20 protein-coding genes are annotated in these 18683 nt (G+C 67.3%); 5 read left to right on the forward strand and 15 right to left on the reverse strand.

All coding sequences use genetic code 11. The features are described from left to right. The first annotated feature begins 21 nt into the window (after positions 1–21). Positions 22–1068 carry a glutamine-hydrolyzing carbamoyl-phosphate synthase small subunit gene (gene carA, locus P1L41_RS16240; protein ID WP_276296763.1) on the forward strand — a complete coding sequence of 349 codons (1047 nt, stop codon included), beginning with the start codon at positions 22–24 and terminating at the stop codon, positions 1066–1068. A 172-nt stretch (positions 1069–1240) separates the two neighbouring features. Here carA and P1L41_RS16245 read toward each other — a convergent pair whose 3' ends face one another. The 11 genes from P1L41_RS16245 to P1L41_RS16295 all read right to left on the reverse strand — a co-directional run bounded on the left by P1L41_RS16245 (position 1241) and on the right by P1L41_RS16295 (position 12120). After that, positions 1241–1900 carry a hypothetical protein gene (locus P1L41_RS16245; protein ID WP_276296764.1) on the reverse strand — a complete coding sequence of 220 codons (660 nt, stop codon included), beginning with the start codon at positions 1898–1900 and terminating at the stop codon, positions 1241–1243. 262 nt (positions 1901–2162) lie between these two features. Next, complete coding sequence (locus tag P1L41_RS16250) at positions 2163–3089, reverse strand: ketopantoate reductase family protein (protein WP_276296765.1); 927 nt, start codon at positions 3087–3089, stop codon at positions 2163–2165. Positions 3090–3218: 129 nt separating this feature from the next. Further along, complete coding sequence (locus P1L41_RS16255) at positions 3219–4250, reverse strand: ATP-binding protein (protein WP_276296766.1); 1032 nt, start codon at positions 4248–4250, stop codon at positions 3219–3221. 24 nt (positions 4251–4274) lie between these two features. Further along, positions 4275–4898, reverse strand: a complete 624-nt coding sequence (locus P1L41_RS16260; protein ID WP_276296767.1) for a histidine kinase N-terminal 7TM domain-containing protein — start codon at positions 4896–4898, stop codon at positions 4275–4277. Between the two features lie 88 nt (positions 4899–4986). Further along, positions 4987–8229 carry a carbamoyl-phosphate synthase large subunit gene (gene carB, locus P1L41_RS16265; protein ID WP_276296768.1) on the reverse strand — a complete coding sequence of 1081 codons (3243 nt, stop codon included), beginning with the start codon at positions 8227–8229 and terminating at the stop codon, positions 4987–4989. A gap of 126 nt (positions 8230–8355) precedes the next feature. Continuing rightward, the gene (locus P1L41_RS16270; RefSeq protein ID WP_276296769.1) at positions 8356–8580 is read right to left on the reverse strand and encodes a hypothetical protein; all 225 of its coding nucleotides are present in this window, start codon (positions 8578–8580) and stop codon (positions 8356–8358) included. Between the two features lie 134 nt (positions 8581–8714). Continuing rightward, complete coding sequence (locus tag P1L41_RS16275; RefSeq protein WP_276296770.1) at positions 8715–9251, reverse strand: DUF5815 family protein; 537 nt, start codon at positions 9249–9251, stop codon at positions 8715–8717. Positions 9252–9305: 54 nt separating this feature from the next. Then, positions 9306–10079, reverse strand: coding sequence for a DUF7847 domain-containing protein (locus P1L41_RS16280; RefSeq protein WP_276296771.1), 774 nt, complete (start codon positions 10077–10079; stop codon positions 9306–9308). A 54-nt stretch (positions 10080–10133) separates the two neighbouring features. Then, entirely contained in the window at positions 10134–10550 is a 417-nt protein-coding gene (locus tag P1L41_RS16285) for a DUF7124 domain-containing protein (RefSeq protein ID WP_276296772.1), read from the reverse strand. A gap of 51 nt (positions 10551–10601) precedes the next feature. Next, entirely contained in the window at positions 10602–10820 is a 219-nt protein-coding gene (locus P1L41_RS16290) for a hypothetical protein (protein WP_276296773.1), read from the reverse strand. A 49-nt stretch (positions 10821–10869) separates the two neighbouring features. Beyond that, positions 10870–12120, reverse strand: coding sequence for an NAD(P)/FAD-dependent oxidoreductase (locus P1L41_RS16295; protein ID WP_276296774.1), 1251 nt, complete (start codon positions 12118–12120; stop codon positions 10870–10872). Between the two features lie 130 nt (positions 12121–12250). Between P1L41_RS16295 and P1L41_RS16300 the strand changes: the two genes are divergently transcribed. Continuing rightward, complete coding sequence (locus P1L41_RS16300; protein ID WP_276296775.1) at positions 12251–12853, forward strand: DUF6149 family protein; 603 nt, start codon at positions 12251–12253, stop codon at positions 12851–12853. Positions 12854–12865: 12 nt separating this feature from the next. Here P1L41_RS16300 and P1L41_RS16305 read toward each other — a convergent pair whose 3' ends face one another. Genes P1L41_RS16305 through P1L41_RS16315 form a run of 3 tightly spaced genes read right to left on the reverse strand, consistent with a single transcriptional unit; the run spans position 12866 to position 15723 of the window. Further along, a complete protein-coding gene (locus P1L41_RS16305; RefSeq protein WP_276296776.1) occupies positions 12866–13669 on the reverse strand; it encodes a hypothetical protein in 804 nt (267 codons plus the stop codon). Between the two features lie 43 nt (positions 13670–13712). After that, entirely contained in the window at positions 13713–14321 is a 609-nt protein-coding gene (locus tag P1L41_RS16310; RefSeq protein WP_276296777.1) for a hypothetical protein, read from the reverse strand. A gap of 46 nt (positions 14322–14367) precedes the next feature. Continuing rightward, positions 14368–15723, reverse strand: a complete 1356-nt coding sequence (locus P1L41_RS16315) for an NAD(P)/FAD-dependent oxidoreductase (protein WP_276296778.1) — start codon at positions 15721–15723, stop codon at positions 14368–14370. A gap of 105 nt (positions 15724–15828) precedes the next feature. Here P1L41_RS16315 and P1L41_RS16320 point away from each other — a divergent pair, with 105 nt between their 5' ends. Further along, positions 15829–16704, forward strand: coding sequence for a homoserine kinase (locus tag P1L41_RS16320; protein WP_276296779.1), 876 nt, complete (start codon positions 15829–15831; stop codon positions 16702–16704). Positions 16705–16713: 9 nt separating this feature from the next. On the opposite strand, the gene P1L41_RS16325 is transcribed toward P1L41_RS16320, so the two are convergent. Beyond that, positions 16714–16929: a hypothetical protein gene (locus P1L41_RS16325; RefSeq protein ID WP_276296780.1), complete on the reverse strand. Its 216-nt coding sequence runs from the start codon at positions 16927–16929 to the stop codon at positions 16714–16716. A 128-nt stretch (positions 16930–17057) separates the two neighbouring features. Between P1L41_RS16325 and P1L41_RS16330 the strand changes: the two genes are divergently transcribed. Beyond that, entirely contained in the window at positions 17058–17708 is a 651-nt protein-coding gene (locus P1L41_RS16330) for an adenylate kinase (protein WP_276296781.1), read from the forward strand. 58 nt (positions 17709–17766) lie between these two features. Continuing rightward, the gene (locus tag P1L41_RS16335; RefSeq protein WP_276296782.1) at positions 17767–18663 is read left to right on the forward strand and encodes a DUF106 domain-containing protein; all 897 of its coding nucleotides are present in this window, start codon (positions 17767–17769) and stop codon (positions 18661–18663) included. Positions 18664–18683: the final 20 nt, after the last annotated feature.

Genomic DNA, 18683 nt, shown 5'->3' on the forward strand with positions numbered 1-18683 from the left:
ACATAGTATACGCTTCTCGTAATGGCTGACGCATACGTAGCACTGGAGGGTGAGCGCGTCATCGAGGCCCGTGCTCGCTCGCCAGGGACGGCCCGCGGCGAAGTGGTGTTCACGACCGCCTACACCGGCTACGAGGAGAGTCTGACCGACCCCTCCTACGAGGAGCAGATCCTCACGTTCTCGTACCCGCTCATCGGGAACTACGGCGTCCGAGAGGAACGCTTCGAGTCCGACCGCGTCCACCCGCGCGGCGCGGTCGCACGCGAGTTCACGGACGACGTCGCCGAGTGGCTCGAGAGCGAGGGCGTCCCCGCCGTCGACCATCTCGACACGCGCGACATCGTCACCGAGATTCGCGACGAGGGGGCGATGAAGTGTGGTATCGCGGCCGGTCCGGACGCGACCCCTGAAGACGCGCTCGCGGAACTGCGCGAGTGCAAGCACATGTCCGACCACACCGAGATCGGCGCGCAGGTCTCCGTGCAGGACGTCGAAGTCAAGAACGAGGACGGCGACGGCGCGACCGTCGCGCTCGTCGACTGCGGCGCGAAGGGCTCTATCATCGAGTCGCTGGTCGAGCGCGACGCCGTCGTCCACGTCCTCCCCCACGACGCGACCGAGGCCGACGTCGAGGCCATCGACCCCGACCTCCTGTTCGTCTCGAACGGCCCCGGCGACCCGAAGAACTTCGAGGAAGCCGGCGAGCTCGTCGAGAAGTACGTCGGCGAGGTTCCGCTGGCCGGCATCTGTCTGGGCCAGCAGGTCGTCGCGAACGCGCTGGGTGGCCAGACCGAGAAGATGGAATTCGGCCACCGCGGCGTCAACCAGCCGGTGCGCGACCTCCGCTCGAACAAGGTCGTGATGACGACCCAGAACCACGGCTACACCGTCGCCGACCCCGGCGACAAACTCGACGTGACGCAGGTCAACGTCAACGACGACACGCCCGAGGGGCTGGAGAACGACGACCTGAACATCATCACGCGTCAGTACCACCCCGAGGCACATCCCGGCCCGCACGACTCGCTGGGCTTCTTCGACGACGTGCTCGGGATGACAGGGCAGTAGCGAGGAGCCGAGGGAGCGAAGCGACCGGGGGTCCTCGAACCGGAACTGCGAGTGAAACGAGCCGTGGAGGAATAGCGAGGACTCGAACGTAGTGAGAGGCCTCGGCGGTCGCGAGCGGGGAGCAAAGCGACCCGCGAGCAGCGAGTGATGCGACCGACGGGTGACCCAGCGGTCAGTCGGACTTGTCGACCGGATTCCCCCGGTACATCACCGTGAACTCTTCGTCTGCGGCCCCGTCCGTCGCTTCGTCGTCGTCCGTCGCGTCGCTGTCCGCACTCGCAGCCGTCGCCACGGGATTCCCGCGATACATCACGCGGCTGGCACCGTCGTCCCCGTCGTTGGTTCGGGGCGTGTCCTGCTGTCGGGCTTCGATGAACGACGTCGTCTGGTCGAGGAGCGTCGCGTCCGTCTTGCGGTGGACCCAGCAGTGGTACTCCTTTCGCGGCGTCCGGAGGACCAGCCGGTTCGCGCGGAGGCCGGTCTTGTACTCGGTCGCGGCGACCGTGTCGTGTGGCACCTCGATCACCTCGTCGCCCGAGTCCTGTCCGACGAGACAGAGCGTGCGCCGACCCGTAACGAGAACGAGCGTGTGGTACTCGCCGTCGGGCGACACCGTATTTCGCTTGGTTCCGAGCCCGATACCTCGCTTGCGGTTCGTCAGAATGTAGGCCGGCGCCTCGGTCTGTTCGAGGTACGTAATCGGCGGTTCGTTCAGCGGCGGCGATTCGGAGAACCGCCCCTCCCGCCCGGCGAGAAGGTCCATCGTCACCGAGCGATGCGGCGCCATCTCGGCCAGCGTGAACGCCCTATCGACGACCCGTCGGTCGGTCATCGTCCCTCGAACCCGATAGTGCGTCCGTCCGTGACACGGTCCATGCCGCTGGAACTCGCTCCGCCATCATCATTATTTCGGAGATGGAACGTTTTTCGTCGCTTGTGTACGATGATTATCAGAAAAACCGCCGCTAAAGCGAGGATATAGTTCCAAATCGGGAGTAATTGTAAACGTCTTAAATCAGTGTTCGGCTTCGTAGGGTCCAGCAGCGACGTCGACAGCGGCTGACGGTCGCCTCGACCACGGGCGAGCGGAACCGTCAGCCGTCGTCGAAGCGCTCGGCCCACGGAGCGAGTACTGCGGTGACGGCCTCGTTCATCGGCACCTCGACGTCGACCGCCTCGGCGTGGTCGACCACTGCCGCGTTGAGCGCTTCGAGTTCCAGGGGCTTCTCGTGAGTCAGGTCGTAGTGCAGCGACGAGTAGGCGTCCGAATCCAGGTCCTGGGCGAATCTCATCCACTCCTCTGTGGTTGCCTCGGGCAGGTCGACGCCCTCGGCGCGCGCGACCGCACAGACCTCTTCGACGATGCGACGGTACATCGTCCACGAAGCATCTGTCTCGCGGATGTCTCCCAGGGGGAGGCGAGTTGCGGCCGTCATCCCGGAGTGTGCGCAGATGAACGCGAACTTGCGCCACAGCTCGACGGTGATGTCGTCAGCGAGGACGGCGTCGACCCCCTCGCACTCGCCGAGGGCCGTGTCCAGCGCCTGGATTCGGTCGGTCCGTGCGCCGTCGAGTTCGCCGTAGACGAACCGGGCCGGGCCGCCGGTGTGCTCGATGACGCCGGGCGAGCCGATAGTCGAGAAGATGTACGAGACGCCGCCGACGACGTGTGATTCGCCGATCGCCTCGGCGAGCCACTGCTCGTTGTCGACGCCGTTCTGCAGGGAGACGACGGCGGTGTCCGCGCCAAGCAACGGGTCGAGCTGCGTCGCGGCCTCGCGGGTGTCCTGAGCCTTCACGCAGACGAGGACGTAGTCACAGACTCCAACGTCGGCGGGGTCGTCGGTCGCTGGGCAATCCACTGTAGTGTCGCCGAGACCGCTCTCGAGTCGCAGGCCGTCGACCTTGAGCGCCGACAGGTGGTCGCCGCGCGCAATCAGGTGGACCTCGTGGCCCGCGTCGGCGAGGCGGGCCCCCAGATAGCCGCCGATGCCACCGGCACCGAACACTGCGAACTTCATACTCGGGCTACGCCGGTACGCCGGGTAATTGTTTGGCCCTGGCGCTCCCCGGACTAGCCGAGGACTACGAAGGCACCGACGGGGGGACCGAGCGCGAACCGAGGGCGATTCGAGGGCCCCGGTGGCCGGTCACAGTCGTACCCGCGCTTCGGTCCCCTCGTCGTCGGAGGTCAGCTCGATGTCCCCGCCCAGTATCGACAGCCCCCAGCTGACGATCCAGAGCCCGATACCGGTGCCGTGCTCCAGTGCGGTCTCACGGCCGTTGAGAATCGGCTGGAGTTCCGAGGCCGAGATACCCGGGCCGTCGTCCCTGATCCTGATTTCGCCGGTCGCCGACCCGTCGGTCACGGCGCTCAGCGAGACGCGCACGTGTGGCTCCGGGTCGGCGTGAACGAGCGCGTTCTCGAGCAGGCCGGAGACGACGAGTGAGAGGATGCGGTCGTCCGTCTCGACGGTGACCGGGTCGGTCGGTACGTCGAGGTCGATGGTCGCGTCGGGGTGCTCCACCTCGAAGTCCTCGACGAGCCGGGTGAGCAGTCGGGTGATGTCGACCCGGTCCACACGGACCTCCCGCTCCCGCAGGCGTTCGAACTCCCGGGCCTTCTCACCGGTGGCGAGCAGGCGGTCGCCGCTGTCCAGAACCGACGCCGCCGACGACGTGATCTGCTCGTCGTCGCTCCGGTCGGCGATGACCTCCGCGTGGCCCTGGATGACGGTCATCTCGTTGCGGAGGTTGTGTCGGATGACGCGGTTGAGGACGTCCAGGCGCTGCTCGCGTTCGCGTTCCCGGGTGACGTCGTTGAACACAAGCGTGCGGCCGACAGTGACGTCGGCCGGGTCGGTCAGCGCGGAGACGACCACGACGAACTCCCGGTCGCGGCCGTCGACGGTGACCGTGACGTGCTGGCGGTCGGCGTCGGTATCGATGTCGTCCTCGAAGAGGTCGGCCAGGGGCACCCACAGTCCCGAGTCGGGGTCGAGCTCGAATGCGTCTGCGGCGGCGGTGTTGATGCTCACGACGCGGTCCGTGGTGTCGAGGACGATGACCGGGTTCCCGATGTCGTCGATGACGGAGCGCTCGGCCGCACGCTTCGTCGTCGGACTCGTCACGAACATGTTGCTCCCGACGAACGCGTAGGCGTCGAGGACGACGTGGAACACGAACAGTGCCGGGGCGAGGTTGAGCTAGGGGACCGGACCGAGGCCGAGGAGCCAGGCGACGAACCCGACCGACGGCGGGACCGTGCTGAGCGCGACGGCGGTCGCCTCGCTCTGGTAGAGGCGGCCGTAGTTCACGACTGTCTCGACGAGCAGGAGGACGCCGACGCCGGCAGCGACCAGTCCGAAGACCATCGGGACGTACAGCACGGCCGTCGGTTCGTAGGCCAGGCCGGCCAGCCCCCACGTCGGAACGACCCGAGCGTTCGCCCAGAGCAGGTCGTGGTACGGGTGGGTCAACAGGAGCTCACTGGCGGCCGCGGGGACCGAGAGCAGTACCGCCGGCTGCCAGGTCTCGGCGGTCACGGCTCGGCCGGTGTACCGCAGCGCGAACAGGAGGAACAGCGGTCCGGTCCACACGGACCCGACGAGCCACAGCGCCTCTAGGTGGACGCGCAGGGAGCGGTCGAAAACGAGCAGTCCCGAGCTGTAGGCGAGACACCAGAGTGCAACACCGAGAAACGACAGCAGGAACCAGCGAACACCAGGGCTACTGCGGTGGCGATAGAGGTAGCCGGCGAGGCCGAGCGCCCCCACGCCCGCGACCATCCCGCTTCCGACGGCCAGCGTGCCGAGTTGGACCCCTGGCAATGATTGGTTTACAACGGAGGACTTGAATACAAAAGGTCTTCTGGTATTTCTCGCCGTGGGCAGTCCGCGGCCGCGACGGGAGCCGCTCTCAGTCGGCGCCCCACTGACGGGTGGTCTTCGGGCGCTCGCTGATGGCCTGGACCGCGAGGGGCTGGTCGTTGGAGTTGATGGCCTCCAGCGCGGCCTCGGCGCTCTCGATGGTCGAGAAGTACGTCACCGTGTTCTCGACGCAGGCCTCGAGCACGTCGCGGTTGCGCGAGGCGACGAGGTCGATCTCGTCGTTCTCGATGGCGTCGACGACGGCGTCGACGTCCGCGTAGTCCTCGAGGTCCTGGACCTCGAAGTGCTCCTCGTAGCCCAGCACGGGGAGGTCGACCAGCGCCGTCCCGTCGAGTGGGATGGGTTTGCCGACGCACATCTGTGCTTTCTGGTAGGCCTTGCCGAAGGAGCCGGCGGTGCCCATGACCTCACCAGTCGACTTCATCTCCGGCCCGAGACGCGGGTCGGAGCCCGGCAGACGGTCGAACGGGAGCACGACCTCCTTGACCGAGACCTGTTCGGGAATCTGCTCCTCGACGTCCAGCTCTTCGAGGGTCGCACCGGCCATCACCTTCGCTGCGAGTTTCGCAATCGGGACGCCGGTGGTCTTCGAGATGAACGGGACGGTCCGTGAGGAGCGCGGGTTCGCTTCGAGGACGTACACCTCGCCGTCGCGCACCGCCAGCTGGACGTTCAGCAGGCCGACCGTGTCCAGCGCGTCGGCGATGTCCTCGGTGACCTCGCGGATGCGCGGCATGACGTCCTTGATCTCCTGTGAACGTGGCGGAATCATGCAGGCCGAGTCGCCGGAGTGGACCCCGGCCGTCTCGACGTGCTCCATCACGCCGCCGATGAGGACGTCGTCCTCGTCGGCCACTGCGTCGACGTCCAGTTCCACGGCGTCGGCCAGGAACTCGTCGACGAGGATGGGCTTGTCCGGCGAGACGCGGACGGCTTCCTCGATGTAGGTCTGCAGGTCGTCGTCGTTGTAGACGACGTCCATCGCGCGACCGCCCAGCACGTAGGAGGGGCGGACGAGCACCGGGTAGCCGATGTCGTGAGCGAGTTCGAGCGCTTCATCCTCGGAGGTGGCGGTGCCACCCTCGGCCTGGGCGATGCCGAGCTCGTCCATCAGCTTGTTGAAGCGGTCGCGGTCTTCGGCGAGGTCCATCGCGTCGACGGAGGTCCCCATGACTGCACAGTCGAGGCCGCGACGCTGGAGTTCCTGCTCTAACGGGTGACCGATGTCGACGGACGTCTGGCCGCCGAACTGGACCATCACGCCGTCGGCCTCCGTCGCCTCGATGACGTCGGCGACCTCCTCGGCGGTGACGGGTTCGAAGAACAGCCCGTCGGAGGTGTCGTAGTCCGTCGACACCGTCTCGGGGTTGTTGTTGACGACGTGGGCGTCGATGCCGACCTCCTCCAGTGCCTGCACCGCGTGAACGGAACAGTAGTCGAACTCGACGCCTTGCCCGATGCGGATGGGGCCGCCGCCGACGACGACGACGCTCTCCAGGTCGCGGTCGACCATCAGCTCGTCACGGTCGATACCCGAGACCGGGTCGCGCGTCGAGTAGTAGTACGGCGTCGTCGCCCTGAACTCGCCGGCGCAGGTGTCGACCAGTTTGAAGTCGCGGTCGGTGGTGTCCGTCTCGACTGCGTCGACGGTCACCCCGGCGCCGTCAGTCGCTGCCTCGACGGCCTCGTCGTCGGAACCGTCGACGGCGGGGAGCCAGGAGGCGTGCGTGTCGTTGAACTCGCCGCCCGCGAGCGCGGTTATCTCCTGGTCGGTGAAGCCGGCCTGCGCGGCCGTCTCGAAGTCGCCGTGCTGTGCGGCCTCGGCGGCGTCGGCGACTTGCTCGAACCGCTCGATGTACCACTCCTCGATGTCGGTGAGTTCGACGACCTCCTCGACGGTGTAGCCGCGGGCGAACGCCTCGAAGATAGCGTACGGACGGTCCGGCGTCGGCTTGACGAGATACTCCGTCTCGAGTTCGTCGTCGTCGACCTCGTTCCAGTCGACGGCTGGGCCGTACTCGGAGGAGCGGAGCGCCTTCAGCAGGCTCTCGGGGAAGGTCCGCCCGATGGCCATCGCCTCGCCCGTCGACTTCATCGCCGTCGTGAGCTCGAAGTCGACGTCGCGGAACTTGTCCTTGGGCCAGCGCGGGACCTTCGTGACGACGTAGTCGATGGCCGGCTCGAACGCGGCGGTGGTCTCGCCGGTAATCTCGTTCTCGATCTCGTGGAGGCGCTTGCCCATCGCGACCTTCGCGGTCACGCGGGCGATGGGGTAGCCGGTCGCCTTCGAGGCCAGCGCCGAGGAGCGGGAGACGCGGGGGTTGACCTCGACGACGCGGTACTCGCCGCCGGGCGTGCCGTCGTCGCGCCAGGCGTGCTGGATGTTACAGCCGCCCTGGATGCCGAGCTCGCGGATGACCTTCAGCGCGGAGTTGCGCATCTCCTGGTGGGCCTCGTCGGGGATGACCTGCGAGGGCGTGACGACCGTCGACTCCCCGGTGTGGATGCCCATCGGGTCGATGTTCTCCATGTTGCAGATGATGATACACGAGTCGTCGGCGTCGCGCATCACCTCGTACTCGAGTTCGACCCAGCCCTCGATTGATTCGGTGATGAGGACCTCGCTGTTACGCGAGAGGCGAAGCCCCTTGCGCACGCGGTCGACGAGCTTCTCGAACTCGTGGACGACGCCCGACCCGGAGCCACCGAGCGTGTAGGTCGTCCGGGCGATGACGGGGAGGCCGCCGACCTCGTCGACGGCGTCCTCGACGCGCTGGCGGAACGCGTCCTCGTCGAAGTCCGTGACCGACTCGCCCTCGTCGAGCGAGATGGTCGTCGACGCGGGGACGGGCTCGCCGATGGACTCCATGCGCTGGCGGAACAGGTCGCGGTCCTCCGTCGCGTAGATGGTGTCGAGCGGCGTGCCCATCACCTCGACGTCGTGTTCCTCTAAGACGCCCTCCTCGGCGAGTTCGGCGGTGACGTTGAGGCCGGTCTGGCCGCCCAGGCCGGCGATGACGCCGTCGGGCTGTTCCTTGCGGATGATTTCGCTGATGGCCTCGGTGTTGATGGGTTCGAGGTACACCTTGTCGGCCATCTCCGGGTCTGTCATGATGGTCGCCGGGTTCGAGTTCACCAGGACGACGCGAGCGCCTTCCTCCTGGAGCGCCCGGCAGGCCTGCGCACCGGAGTAGTCGAACTCGGCTGCCTGTCCGATCTTGATGGGGCCACTGCCGATGAGCAGGATTGTGCGGTCTTCCTCGGCTGTCATTACCCGACCGGAGTCTACACATCGTAATAAGCCCGGCGAAATGATACGAGTCTCGAAGCCCGATTTCGAATATCGTAATGTGGCTCCGTCACACGGGTGCCACTCACACCCGGTCCTGCCACCCGATCAGGTGTCGGTGAACCGGTAGCGATAGGGTTGCCCCTGGATGACCTCCACCTCGTCGGTCTGTGCCCGGCGACCGAGGACGGTCGCCACCCGGTGTGCGCTGTCGAACTCCACGTCGTGTTCCGCGAGCACTTCGAGGATCTCCCGGGCGGTCATGGGCTCATCCGCGTCGGCGTCTTCGAGCACTGACCGGATGCGCTCGAACTCGCCGTGACGTATGGCCATACACGTGTTCAGGACCTCATCCACCATATAACACCGTCAGACAACCGTCGTACGGCGGTTTCGGCCAAATCACCAGACGGCGACCTGCTACGCCGTGTCATACGAATATGACAAGCGTCTGAAACCGTCGGCGGTCAGACGGCGGTGTCGTGGCGGTCGTCGAAGTTCCGCTCGCGGCGGTACTGGTCGACGAACGCCGCGACGTCGAACTGGAGCATCTGCTTCTCGAACTCGCTCATCACCGCGTCGTCCTCGGCGTGGCTGACGGCGTGTTCCATCAGTTCGACCAGGAGCTCGACGACGACCTCGTGGAGTCGCCTGGAGTCGAAGTCGGTCACCCAGGCCAGCGCGAAGCCCACGGCGCCGTCCTCGGCCGCGTCGGCCACGGCGACCTGGTCGGGGAACTCCTCGATGACGACGCCCATCAGGTGGGCCATCGTGAACTGCTCGTGGTCGTCGGCCGGTTCGATGGTCTCCGTGAGCACGTCCTCTAAGAACTCGGGGACGAAACGGGCCAGCGGATGGGCGTCCAGCACGACGGCGTGGGTCCCCCCACAGTCGCAGTCGAACTCGCGGATACCCATGTGGAGGTCGTCGTGGGTGTCGATGACCTCGCCACACGGCAGTTCGAGTTCGGACTCGCGGCCGCCGGGCACGCGCGGTTCTGCCATTGGCGAGGGTTGGGCCGTCGCGTGGTTAAAGGCCGCGATACCGTCCGGCGCGGGTCAGAACGTCTCCTCGATTGACCTGGTGACGGCGACGCTACGCCCCGACGCGACCCGCTGGTAGGCGCTCGTCACGACGGCGATACCGAAGACGGTCACGACCTGCGAGAACGCCGTCGTCACCAGCGTGGTGAAGACCGGCGGCCATGGAATCCCAACGACCTGCAGCGGGAGCGTCACGACCACCCCCAGGACGAACAGGACCACGGCGAGCGCGAGTATCGGGACGGCGTTCTCGAAGACCAGATCGATGCTCCCGCGAACCGCCTCCATGACGCCGCTGTCGTTCAGCGCGACCTCCTGCCGGACGAAGAAAAAGAGCAGCGAGAGGACGAGGCCGGGGACGACAAAGAGCAGCGACCCGAGCGCGATGGCGACCGTCGTCAGTACTGCGGCGGCCACCCCCGTTACCACCGTCGGCCCCAGGTCGGCGGTGACCTCGGCTCCGAGCAGTGCGTCGGAGTCGCTCGCGAACGTCCGGATGGCGAGGATTCTGAGAGCCTCGCCGACTGCGAACATGACGAGGAGCAACGCGAGGACGACGCCGAGCGACACGTCGAGCGCGAGCGGTGACTGCCCGGCCACGGACTGTGGCGTCTGTGCCGCGTCGGGAACCACGGTCGCGAGCGACCGATCGATAGCGGTCGACGCCGACTGTAGCAGGACAGTGTTGAGGAGACTGTAGACGAGGAACGCGGCGAGAACGAGTGCGCCCCGCTCGCTCAGGAGGGCGTCAAGGCCGTCCGCGAGCGCGGCGCCGACTCGGAGAGCCATACCCCAGTTGCCGCAGGTCACCGAGATAAATCTGGCTGAACCGTTCCGCGACGGTCAGGGCCAGTCGTCGCGCTGTTCGTCTTCGTTGTCCGTCGCCGCGGGCGCCTCGGGTTCGCCCAGTTCCCATCCAGCGGCCTCGGCCGCGTCGGTGACGGACAGGAACTCCCAGTCGACGGCCGCCGCGAGGTCGGCGTCCTCGTCGTCGGTGCCGACGAACACGTGTCGGTCGGTGTCGAACTGCTCTTTGACGTTGGTCAGACTCTCCTCGCGGCCCCGCGGGCCCGAGAAGAAGTCCTGACGGATGCGGTGTTTGCGCGTGAAGTTCGTCACCACGTAGGTGGGCTGTTCGGAGATGACGCCGACGTACTCGGACCACTGGCGCGCGTCGGTGAACACGCTGTCGGGATAGGCCAGCTGCTTGAGGGCGTCTAAGTCGAACGCGAGGGTCATGTCGCCGCTGCCGCCGTCCATATGACGGAGAGCGGGACCGGTAGAAAAAAGGGCGTCGTTCTCGGGTGCGTGTCAGTCGCGGTCGCGGTCTTCTCGCTCGAGCATCGCCGCCTCCCGCTGGACGGCGGCCAGTTCCCGCTCTGCCTCTGGATTGCCGCCGCCGTGGCCGGTCAGGACCGAGGCGTCGAGAACGGACCGAACGAAGCCGCCGTCGTCTTCGTCGTCGGCGTCCGGATCGTCGCCCTCGTCGGGACGGCGACCCCGCAGGCGTTCGAGGAGCGAACGGAGCATACGTGAGCTACGGGCGGGAGGGGAAAAACAGTGGCGACGGTCCGGGCGGTTACTCCGCGGTCGCGGGCGCGGCTTCCTTCACGGCCTCGAGGTCGACATCCTTCTCCAGGAGCATCTCCTTCTTCTCGGCCACGAGGCGCTCCTCGCGGATGAGCTTCTTGAACTTCGACTGCTGGGAGAGGTCGCCGATGAGGACGCCGCCGATGAGCTGGCCGTTCTCGAAGGCGAGTCGGCGCCACTCGCTGTCGGAGTACTTGCGCTGGGCCTCGTCGTCGCCCCGGGCGGGGTGGCCAAAGGAGAGGAAGGGGAAGTCGAAGTGCGTAATCGAGTACGAGGAGACCCAGCGGAACTCCTTCGCCTCGTCGTCGGCGACCATGTTCTGGCCGGCGACCGAGCCCTGCTCCTTCGCCGACCCCCAGGCCCCGTTCTGGGCGCGGGAGTTCAGGATGGTGTCGTAGAACTGCGTGATGTCGCCGGCCGCGTAGACGTCCTCGGCGCCGGTCTGCATGTACTCGTCGACGACGACGCCGTCGTCGAGCTCGATGTCGGTCCCGGCCAGGAACTCCGTGTTGAAGTCGAGGCCGATGGCGACGCCGGCCCACTCGCCGTCGTACTGCTCGCCGTTGGGGTCGACCGCGCCGGTGACGTGGCCGTCGTCGTCGACCTCGAAGTGGTCGACGCCCGAGTCGAACACCGGTTCGACGCCGTTCTCGCGCAGGGCGTCGTGGATGATCTCGGCGCCGTCCTCCGAGAGCGCGTAGCGCCACCAGCGGTTGCCACGCATCAGGTACTTCGCGTCGATGCCCTGGGCGGCACAGACCGCCGCGAGGTCGATGCCGAGCAGGCCGGCCCCGACGATGATTCCCTGGTCGGCGTCGGCGGCGTGCTCGGCGATACCGCGGGCGTCCTGGAAGGTCCAGAAGTGGTGGAGGCCGTCGGCGTCGGAGTTCTCGACGGGGAGCTGGGCGGGCGTGCCGCCGGTGGCGACGAGGAGCTTGTCGTACTCGTAGGTGTCGCCCGTGTGCGTGTTGACCTCGTGAGCGTCGACGTCGATGTCGGTGACGTGCGTGTTGAGCTCCAGGTCGATGTCGCGGTCGGTGTACCACTCGGGGTCGTGGATGGAGATGGGGGCCTCGGGGAGCTTGCCCTTCGCGAACTCCTTGATGAGGATGCGGTTGTACAGCGCCTCGCCCTCGTCGGTGAGGACGGTCACCGACGCATCCGGGTCTTTCTCCCGGATTGTCTCGGCCGCGGACGCTCCCGCGATGCCATCTCCGATTATCACGTGCGACGTGCTCATGCACGACGGTAGTGGATAGGGCCTAATGTGGATTGCTATCTGTGTATTGTTTGCGATAGTGGGCCGCCAGCGGCCGACAGCGTCGAGAGTCGGGGATTTCAAGACCACCTAGTCCCTTGACCGGTCCGAGATGAAGCTCCACCAGAACCCGCGCCACTGGGCGAGCAAGAAGGCGCTGACCACCCCCGGCATCCGGTCGGTCGCCAACTACGGGCTCGTGAAACTCCACACCAAGATATTCCTCGGGAAGGCCGACGAAGACCGCCGGGAAGAGCGGCGCGAGCACCTGGACGACTTCTTCGACGCGACGATGGACACCTACGTCGCGGCGCTCCAGGCCGACTACTCGGAGGCCGAGGCCCGCGAGATAACCCACCTCCAGGCCAACTTCGACTTCTACAACCACGGCTGGACGGAGATGATGGAGATTCCCACGGACGAACTGGCGACACACTTCGAGCGCTACGCGGACTTCTTCGAGACCCACGACATCACCATCGACGCCCCGCTCGGCTCGTTCGCGCCGGCCGACGGCGTCACCGAGGCCCCCTCGACGCCCGAGAAGCTCGACGACCCCGAGCACCCGCACGCCGAGGGCGGATTCGCCGACGACGTCTACGTCGAGACGGAGGACGGGGAGGTCGTCGTCGGCGGCGGCGAGGAGCCCGAGGACGTCAGCGTCACGGAGTCGCCGGTCGTCGACGACGACGTCGAGAGCGCACGCGGCGACTGAGTCCCGACCGGGTCACCGGGAGCGTTCTGCACCACGGACGTCCAGCACGAAGGGAGCCTGTAACGCGACGAGGCGCCCCCGCTCGTGGAAACCGTGGACGCCGAACGAGTAGCGCCCCTCCACGGTATCGAAGGTGACGGCACGCCGGACGGACCGCCCAGCAGGGGTCGCGGTCGCGGTGTCGGCACTGGTCCCGTTCGCGGTGTCGCCGTCCGTCCCGTCGACCGCGCCGCCACCGGTCCCGTTCACCGCCTCGCTACCCGTCCCGGCTTGCTCGCGGGTCCCGTCCTCTTCGGTCACCGTCCGTCGTGGCGTCCCCTCCTCCGTACCGAGGCCGAGCGTCCAGGTGACCGCCTCGTCGGCGCCGATCGTCAGTCTCGTGTCGCTCCGCCCCGCCAGGAGAACGTTCCACCCGTCGGCGTCGTTCCGGGCGAGTAGCCACCGGCCCGTTCGCGTCTCGAAGGGCGTCGCCGAGCGGTTCCTGAGCGTGAAGGAGAGCGCGTCGTCGGGCCGTCGGACGGGCCCGAGCACGAAGGGGCTCCGGTCGGGGAACAGGCCGACATCGCCGGGGTAGGCCCGCGGCGAGCAGACGTACGCATCGGCTCCTCGGGGGAGCAACGGACAGCCGAGCGACGAGGGGAACTGGAAGACCGGCGCGGGCGTCGGCGAGGCCGTCGGTGGTGTCACCCTGTCGTCGTCCGTGGGGACCGGTGCAGGCGTGACTGGGGGCGCACGCTCGGGCGTCGTTCGACCGGGACACCCGGCCAGCGCTCCGAGCGTCGCACCGACCGAGGCGAGCAGGGCCCGTCGTCGCATACGACAGCCCACGCACTCCAGGGGTATGGGTCCGACGCCGCGTTCAGCCGCTCGCCACGACGTCGAACAGCGCGAGGCACTCGGAGTAGGTGGCCGAGGCTGCCCCGACCGTCTGGACGCCCAGCGCGTACCGCCCCGGAACGAGGTCTGTGACGACAGGCTCCGTTCGGTCGTTCGTGGCACGATCGACCGTATCCAGGAGCCAGTAGTACCGCTCGCCGGGTTGGAGCTGGTGACCCGGGGTCTGCCCGGTGGCCGTCGCGACGCTGTCCCACCCGTCGTCCGTCTTCCGCAGGAGATACCAGCTGTCGGCGAACACCGAGAGCGACCCCGTCGCGCTCCACTGGAGGGTGAACCGGACCGGCTCGGCCAGCCGGTCGCCGGCGAGTGCCGCGACCGCGCGGTCCGGCGTGAGCCGGAGACTCGCGTCGGGGGGCTGGGTGTGTGAACAGACCGTCCGGTGGGTCCGGTGGTCGAAGGTGAGACAGCCTTCGTCGGCGAAGCGCTGCCGGCCGACGTCCGGCGTCGCTTCGTCGGTCGGGACCGGCGCCGGGGTCACCGTCGCGCCGTCGCGCTCGCTGGCTGGGGACCCGATGCTCCCGCACCCGGCGAACAGACCCGCGGCCACGGCGAGGAACGGCCGGCGACGCATCTGGCGATACGTGGGCTGCCAGCACAAAGAATGTGGGAGTTCGACGCTACTCGCGCGGTCCGGTCGCTTGCTCCGCGACACGGTCCGTGGAGGCTCGCTCGGCGATGCGGTCGGCACACTCGTAGCCCGCGACGATACCGCCGTTGAGGCTCCGCTCGGGGTACTGGGCCCGGGAGGCCATCCCGGCGTAGTAGACGCCCTCGGCCACCTCGTCACGCAGGTCGTAGGGGACCACCATGTCGAGGTACCCACGTTCGTACACCGGGGCCGTCCGGGGGTTCCGTGCCGTCCGGACCCAGTTGACAGCGTCGCGGTCGAAGTCGGGGAAGAGGTCCTCGATGCCCGAGAGCCACGTCTCGCGGACTTCGTCGTCGTCCTGCTGCCAGACGTCCTCCGAGGGGTCCTGGACGTAGCGGGCGACGTACAGCAGGTGCTCGCCGCCGTAGCGCTCGGGCGGGACGAAGTTCGTGTGCTCGATGAGCGCGCCGAATGGTGCCTCGTCGGCGATGTTGAGCCAGTAGGTGTCGAGCAGCGACTCGTCCATACTGACTACCGAACACACCGTCCCCTGGAAGTCGATGTCACAGGGATAGCCCGTCAGGTCCTCTAGAACGTTCGGCATCGCCGCGACGACGACGCCGTCGACGTCGTGGGTCGTCGCCCCGTCGGGCCCCGCGGCGGTCAGGCCGGTCACTCGCCCGTCCGCAAGTGAGAGGTCGGTGACCCGCGTCCCCGTCTCGACGTGCTCGCGCCCGACAGCGTCGACCAAGGCGTCGAGCAGGCGACCGAAACCGCCGTCGAGGTAGCCCAGAATCTCGCCGTTCAGGACGTCGCGCTCGCCGCGGAACTTCACGCGGCCGAGCAGCCAGGCGGCGCTCACGTCGTCCTTCCGGTCGCCGAACTTCGCGTCGAGCAGCGGTTCGAAGAAGTTGTCGTAGACCCGCCGCGTGGTGTGCTCGACGACGAACGCCTCGATGGGTACGTCCTCGTAGTCCTCGAGGCGCTCGTAGCTGTCGAAGGAGGGGACCCCACCGCGCACGTCGACGTCGAGGACGAGCATCCCCAGCCGGAACGTGTCGTACAGCGAGAGATGCGGATAGGCCAGAATCTCCCAGGGGGTGTCCATCGGGTGGACGACGCCGTCGACGTAGTAGGCGTTCTCGCCGACGCGCCACTCGACGTCCCCGCCCAGGCCCAGCTCGTCGGCCAGTTCGACGATGGTCTCCTCTGATTTCGAGAGGTGGTGGTAGAACTTCTCGACGGGGTCACCGGCCGTCTCGTAGACGGCCGCCAGCCCGCCCAGGTCCTCGCCGGCCTCGAAGACGCGGACCTCGTGCCCGTGTTGCTGGAGCCGGTAGGCCGCCGAGAGGCCGGCGATGCCGCCGCCGACGACGCCAATCATACCACGGCGTACCGCCCGTCGGGGGATTTACCTTGTGCTTTCCGGGCCGACGACTCGCTTCGACGGTTCGCTACCTTTTTGGCTTCACTGGGAAAATTCGCAGGCATGCTGACCGTCCGGGCGCCTGCGACCAGCGCGAACCTCGGGAGTGGCTTCGACGTCTTCGGCGTCGCGCTGGAGCGGCCGGCGGACGTCGTCCGCCTCACGAAGGCAGACCGGACGACTATCGACGTGACGGGCGCGGGGAGCCAGTTCATCCCGGAGGACCCCGAGAAGAACACCGTCGGGGCCGTCGCGGAGGCGCTCGAGGCGCCCGCACACATCCAGATCGACAAGGGCGTCCGGCCGGCCTCGGGCCTCGGGTCGTCGGCCGCCAGTGCCGCCGCGGCCGCCGTCGGTCTCAACGAACTGTACGACCGCGGACACACCCGCGAGGAACTCGTCCCCATCGCCGCGAAGGGCGAGGCCGTCGTCTCGGGCGACGCCCACGACGACAACGTCGCGCCCTCCATCATGGGCGGGTTCACCGTCGCGACGCCCGAGGGCGTCACGCACGTCGACGCCGACATCCCGCTGGTGGCCTGTCTGCCGGACATCGTCGTCTCGACGCGGGACGCCCGGCGCGTCGTGCCCGAACACGCCCGCGTCGAGCAACTGGTCGAGACCGTGGGGAACGCGGCGACGCTGACGACCGGGATGCACCGCGACGACCCGGAGCTCGTCGGCCGGGGGATGCACGACAGCGTGGTGACCCCGGCCCGCGCGAAGCTCATCGACGGCTACGAGCAGGTCCGTGAGGCCGCGCTCGCGGCGGGCGCGACCGGCGTCACCATCTCGGGCGCGGGGCCGGCAGTCATCGCGGCGTGTCACGACGACGCCCAGCGCCCCATCGCGAGCGCGATGCTCGACGCCTTCGGCGACCGCGGCGTCGACGCACGCGTCTACCAGACACGCATCGGCCCCGGCGCGGAAATCTTCTGAGCGGGCGCGCTACCAGAAGCCCAGGTCGCGCTCGCTCGGCGTGATGTCCATCGCCGTATCGCAGTCGGGACAGACGTCCCGCTCTTCGACGATGAACGTCTTCTCACAGTCGGGACACGTCCGTAGGATAGTCGTTGTCGGTTCCGGGACGTCGTCGGCGCCGTCGGTCTCCTCCTCGGACCCGTTGACGAACGCCAGCATCTGTCGAAGCAGCGAGGACCCCATCACACGTAGAGTTGTAGACAGCACGGATATTCTTTTTGACTGAACAAAATCTGGCCGCAACCCAAACGTGACCCGGCCCACAGCACGGTTTGGACAACCATTTAACGGGCGCCCGAGAACCGCCGACTATGTCGAATCCGCGAATCCTGATTCTGGGCCCGCCGGGGGCCGGCAAGGGGACACAGAGCGCGAACATCGCTGAGGAGTACGGCGTCGAGCACGTCACGACCGGCGACGCGCTCCGTGCGAACAAGGACATGGACATCAGCGACATGGACACGGAGTACGACACGCCCCGCGAGTACATGGAGGCGGGCGACCTCGTCCCGGACGCCGTTGTCAACGCCATCGTCGACGAGGCGCTGAACTCGGCCGACGGCTTCGTGCTGGACGGCTACCCGCGGAACATAGAGCAGGCAGAGGAACTGGAGGGCATGACCGACCTGGACGTGGTCCTCTCGCTCGACGTCTCCCGCGAGGAGCTGGTCGACCGGCTCACCGGCCGCCGCGTCTGTGACGACTGTGGCGCGAACTTCCACGTCGAGTTCAGCCCGCCCGAGGAGGCGGGCGTCTGTGACGAGTGTGGCGGCGACCTCATCCAGCGCGACGACGACAACGAGGCGTCCGTGCGCAACCGCCTGGACGTCTTCGACGAGAACACCGCACCGGTCATCGACCACTACGAGGGCCACGCGGGCTTCGTCGCTATCGACGGCGAACAGGCCCCAGACGGCGTCTGGGGAGATATTCGGGACGCTATCGAAGCGGAGACGGCCTGATTCCGCCGTCGAGCGAACAGTAAAACCTTCATAAGCCGTCGTCGCTCAATACACCGTAATGGCAAGCACCGCGCCGAAGGTAGAACGGCTCGCCGACGACGGCGAGGCCATGACCGATGCGCTCGAGACGGCGCTCTCGGTCGCAGATGAAAGCGGCACAGTCACCTGGGCCGACGTCAGCGACGACCTCACGAGCGGCGAGTGGGGCCGACTCATCGAGTCGGGACTGCTCGTCGACGCCGACGGCGAGGGGTTCGTCATCGAGGACCCCGAGGGTGTCCGCGAGGCACTCTCGGAGTCCGATGCGGAACCCAGCGAAGACGAAGACGACGACGGGGGCTGGTCCAAGTGGGACAAGCTGGCCGGGCTGGCGACGATCGGCCTCTTTGCCGGGTACTCGATCAACTCCGTCCGGGACGCCATCGGCGGCGTGCTGGACATCGCGCTGGGCCCGCTGGCGAACATCCTCCCGTTCTATCTCGTCATCCTGGTCCTGGCGGTCATCACCGGGGCGAACTCCACCCTCCTCCAGGACAACCTGATGGACATGTCCGGCATGGGCGACCACCAGGCGAAGATGGAGGACCTCAAGGAGCGCCGCAAGAAAGCGAAGGAGCGCGACGACCAGGACACCCTCGACGAGCTCGAGAAAGAGCAGATGGAGCTCATGTCCGACCAGATGGGTATGTTCAAAAAGCAGTTCCGCCCGATGGTCTGGATCATGCTCATCAACATCCCCATCTTCCTGTGGATCTACTGGATGGTGTTCGGTCCGGGGCTCTCTGGCCTCCAGCAACCGGTCGCGGTCCTGCCCATCGTCGGTGAGGTCAGCACGTGGCAGGCCGGCGTCATCGGCCCGATGCAGGCCTGGATTGTCTGGTACTTCCTGTGCTCGCTCTCCTTCACCCAGATCATCCGGAAGGCGCTCAACGTCAAGACCACCCCGACCGGGTAGGAACAGACAGCCTCTTTTAT

Source organism: Haloarcula ordinaria (genome assembly GCF_029338275.1).
Classification (GTDB): Archaea; Halobacteriota; Halobacteria; order Halobacteriales; family Haloarculaceae; genus Haloarcula; species Haloarcula ordinaria.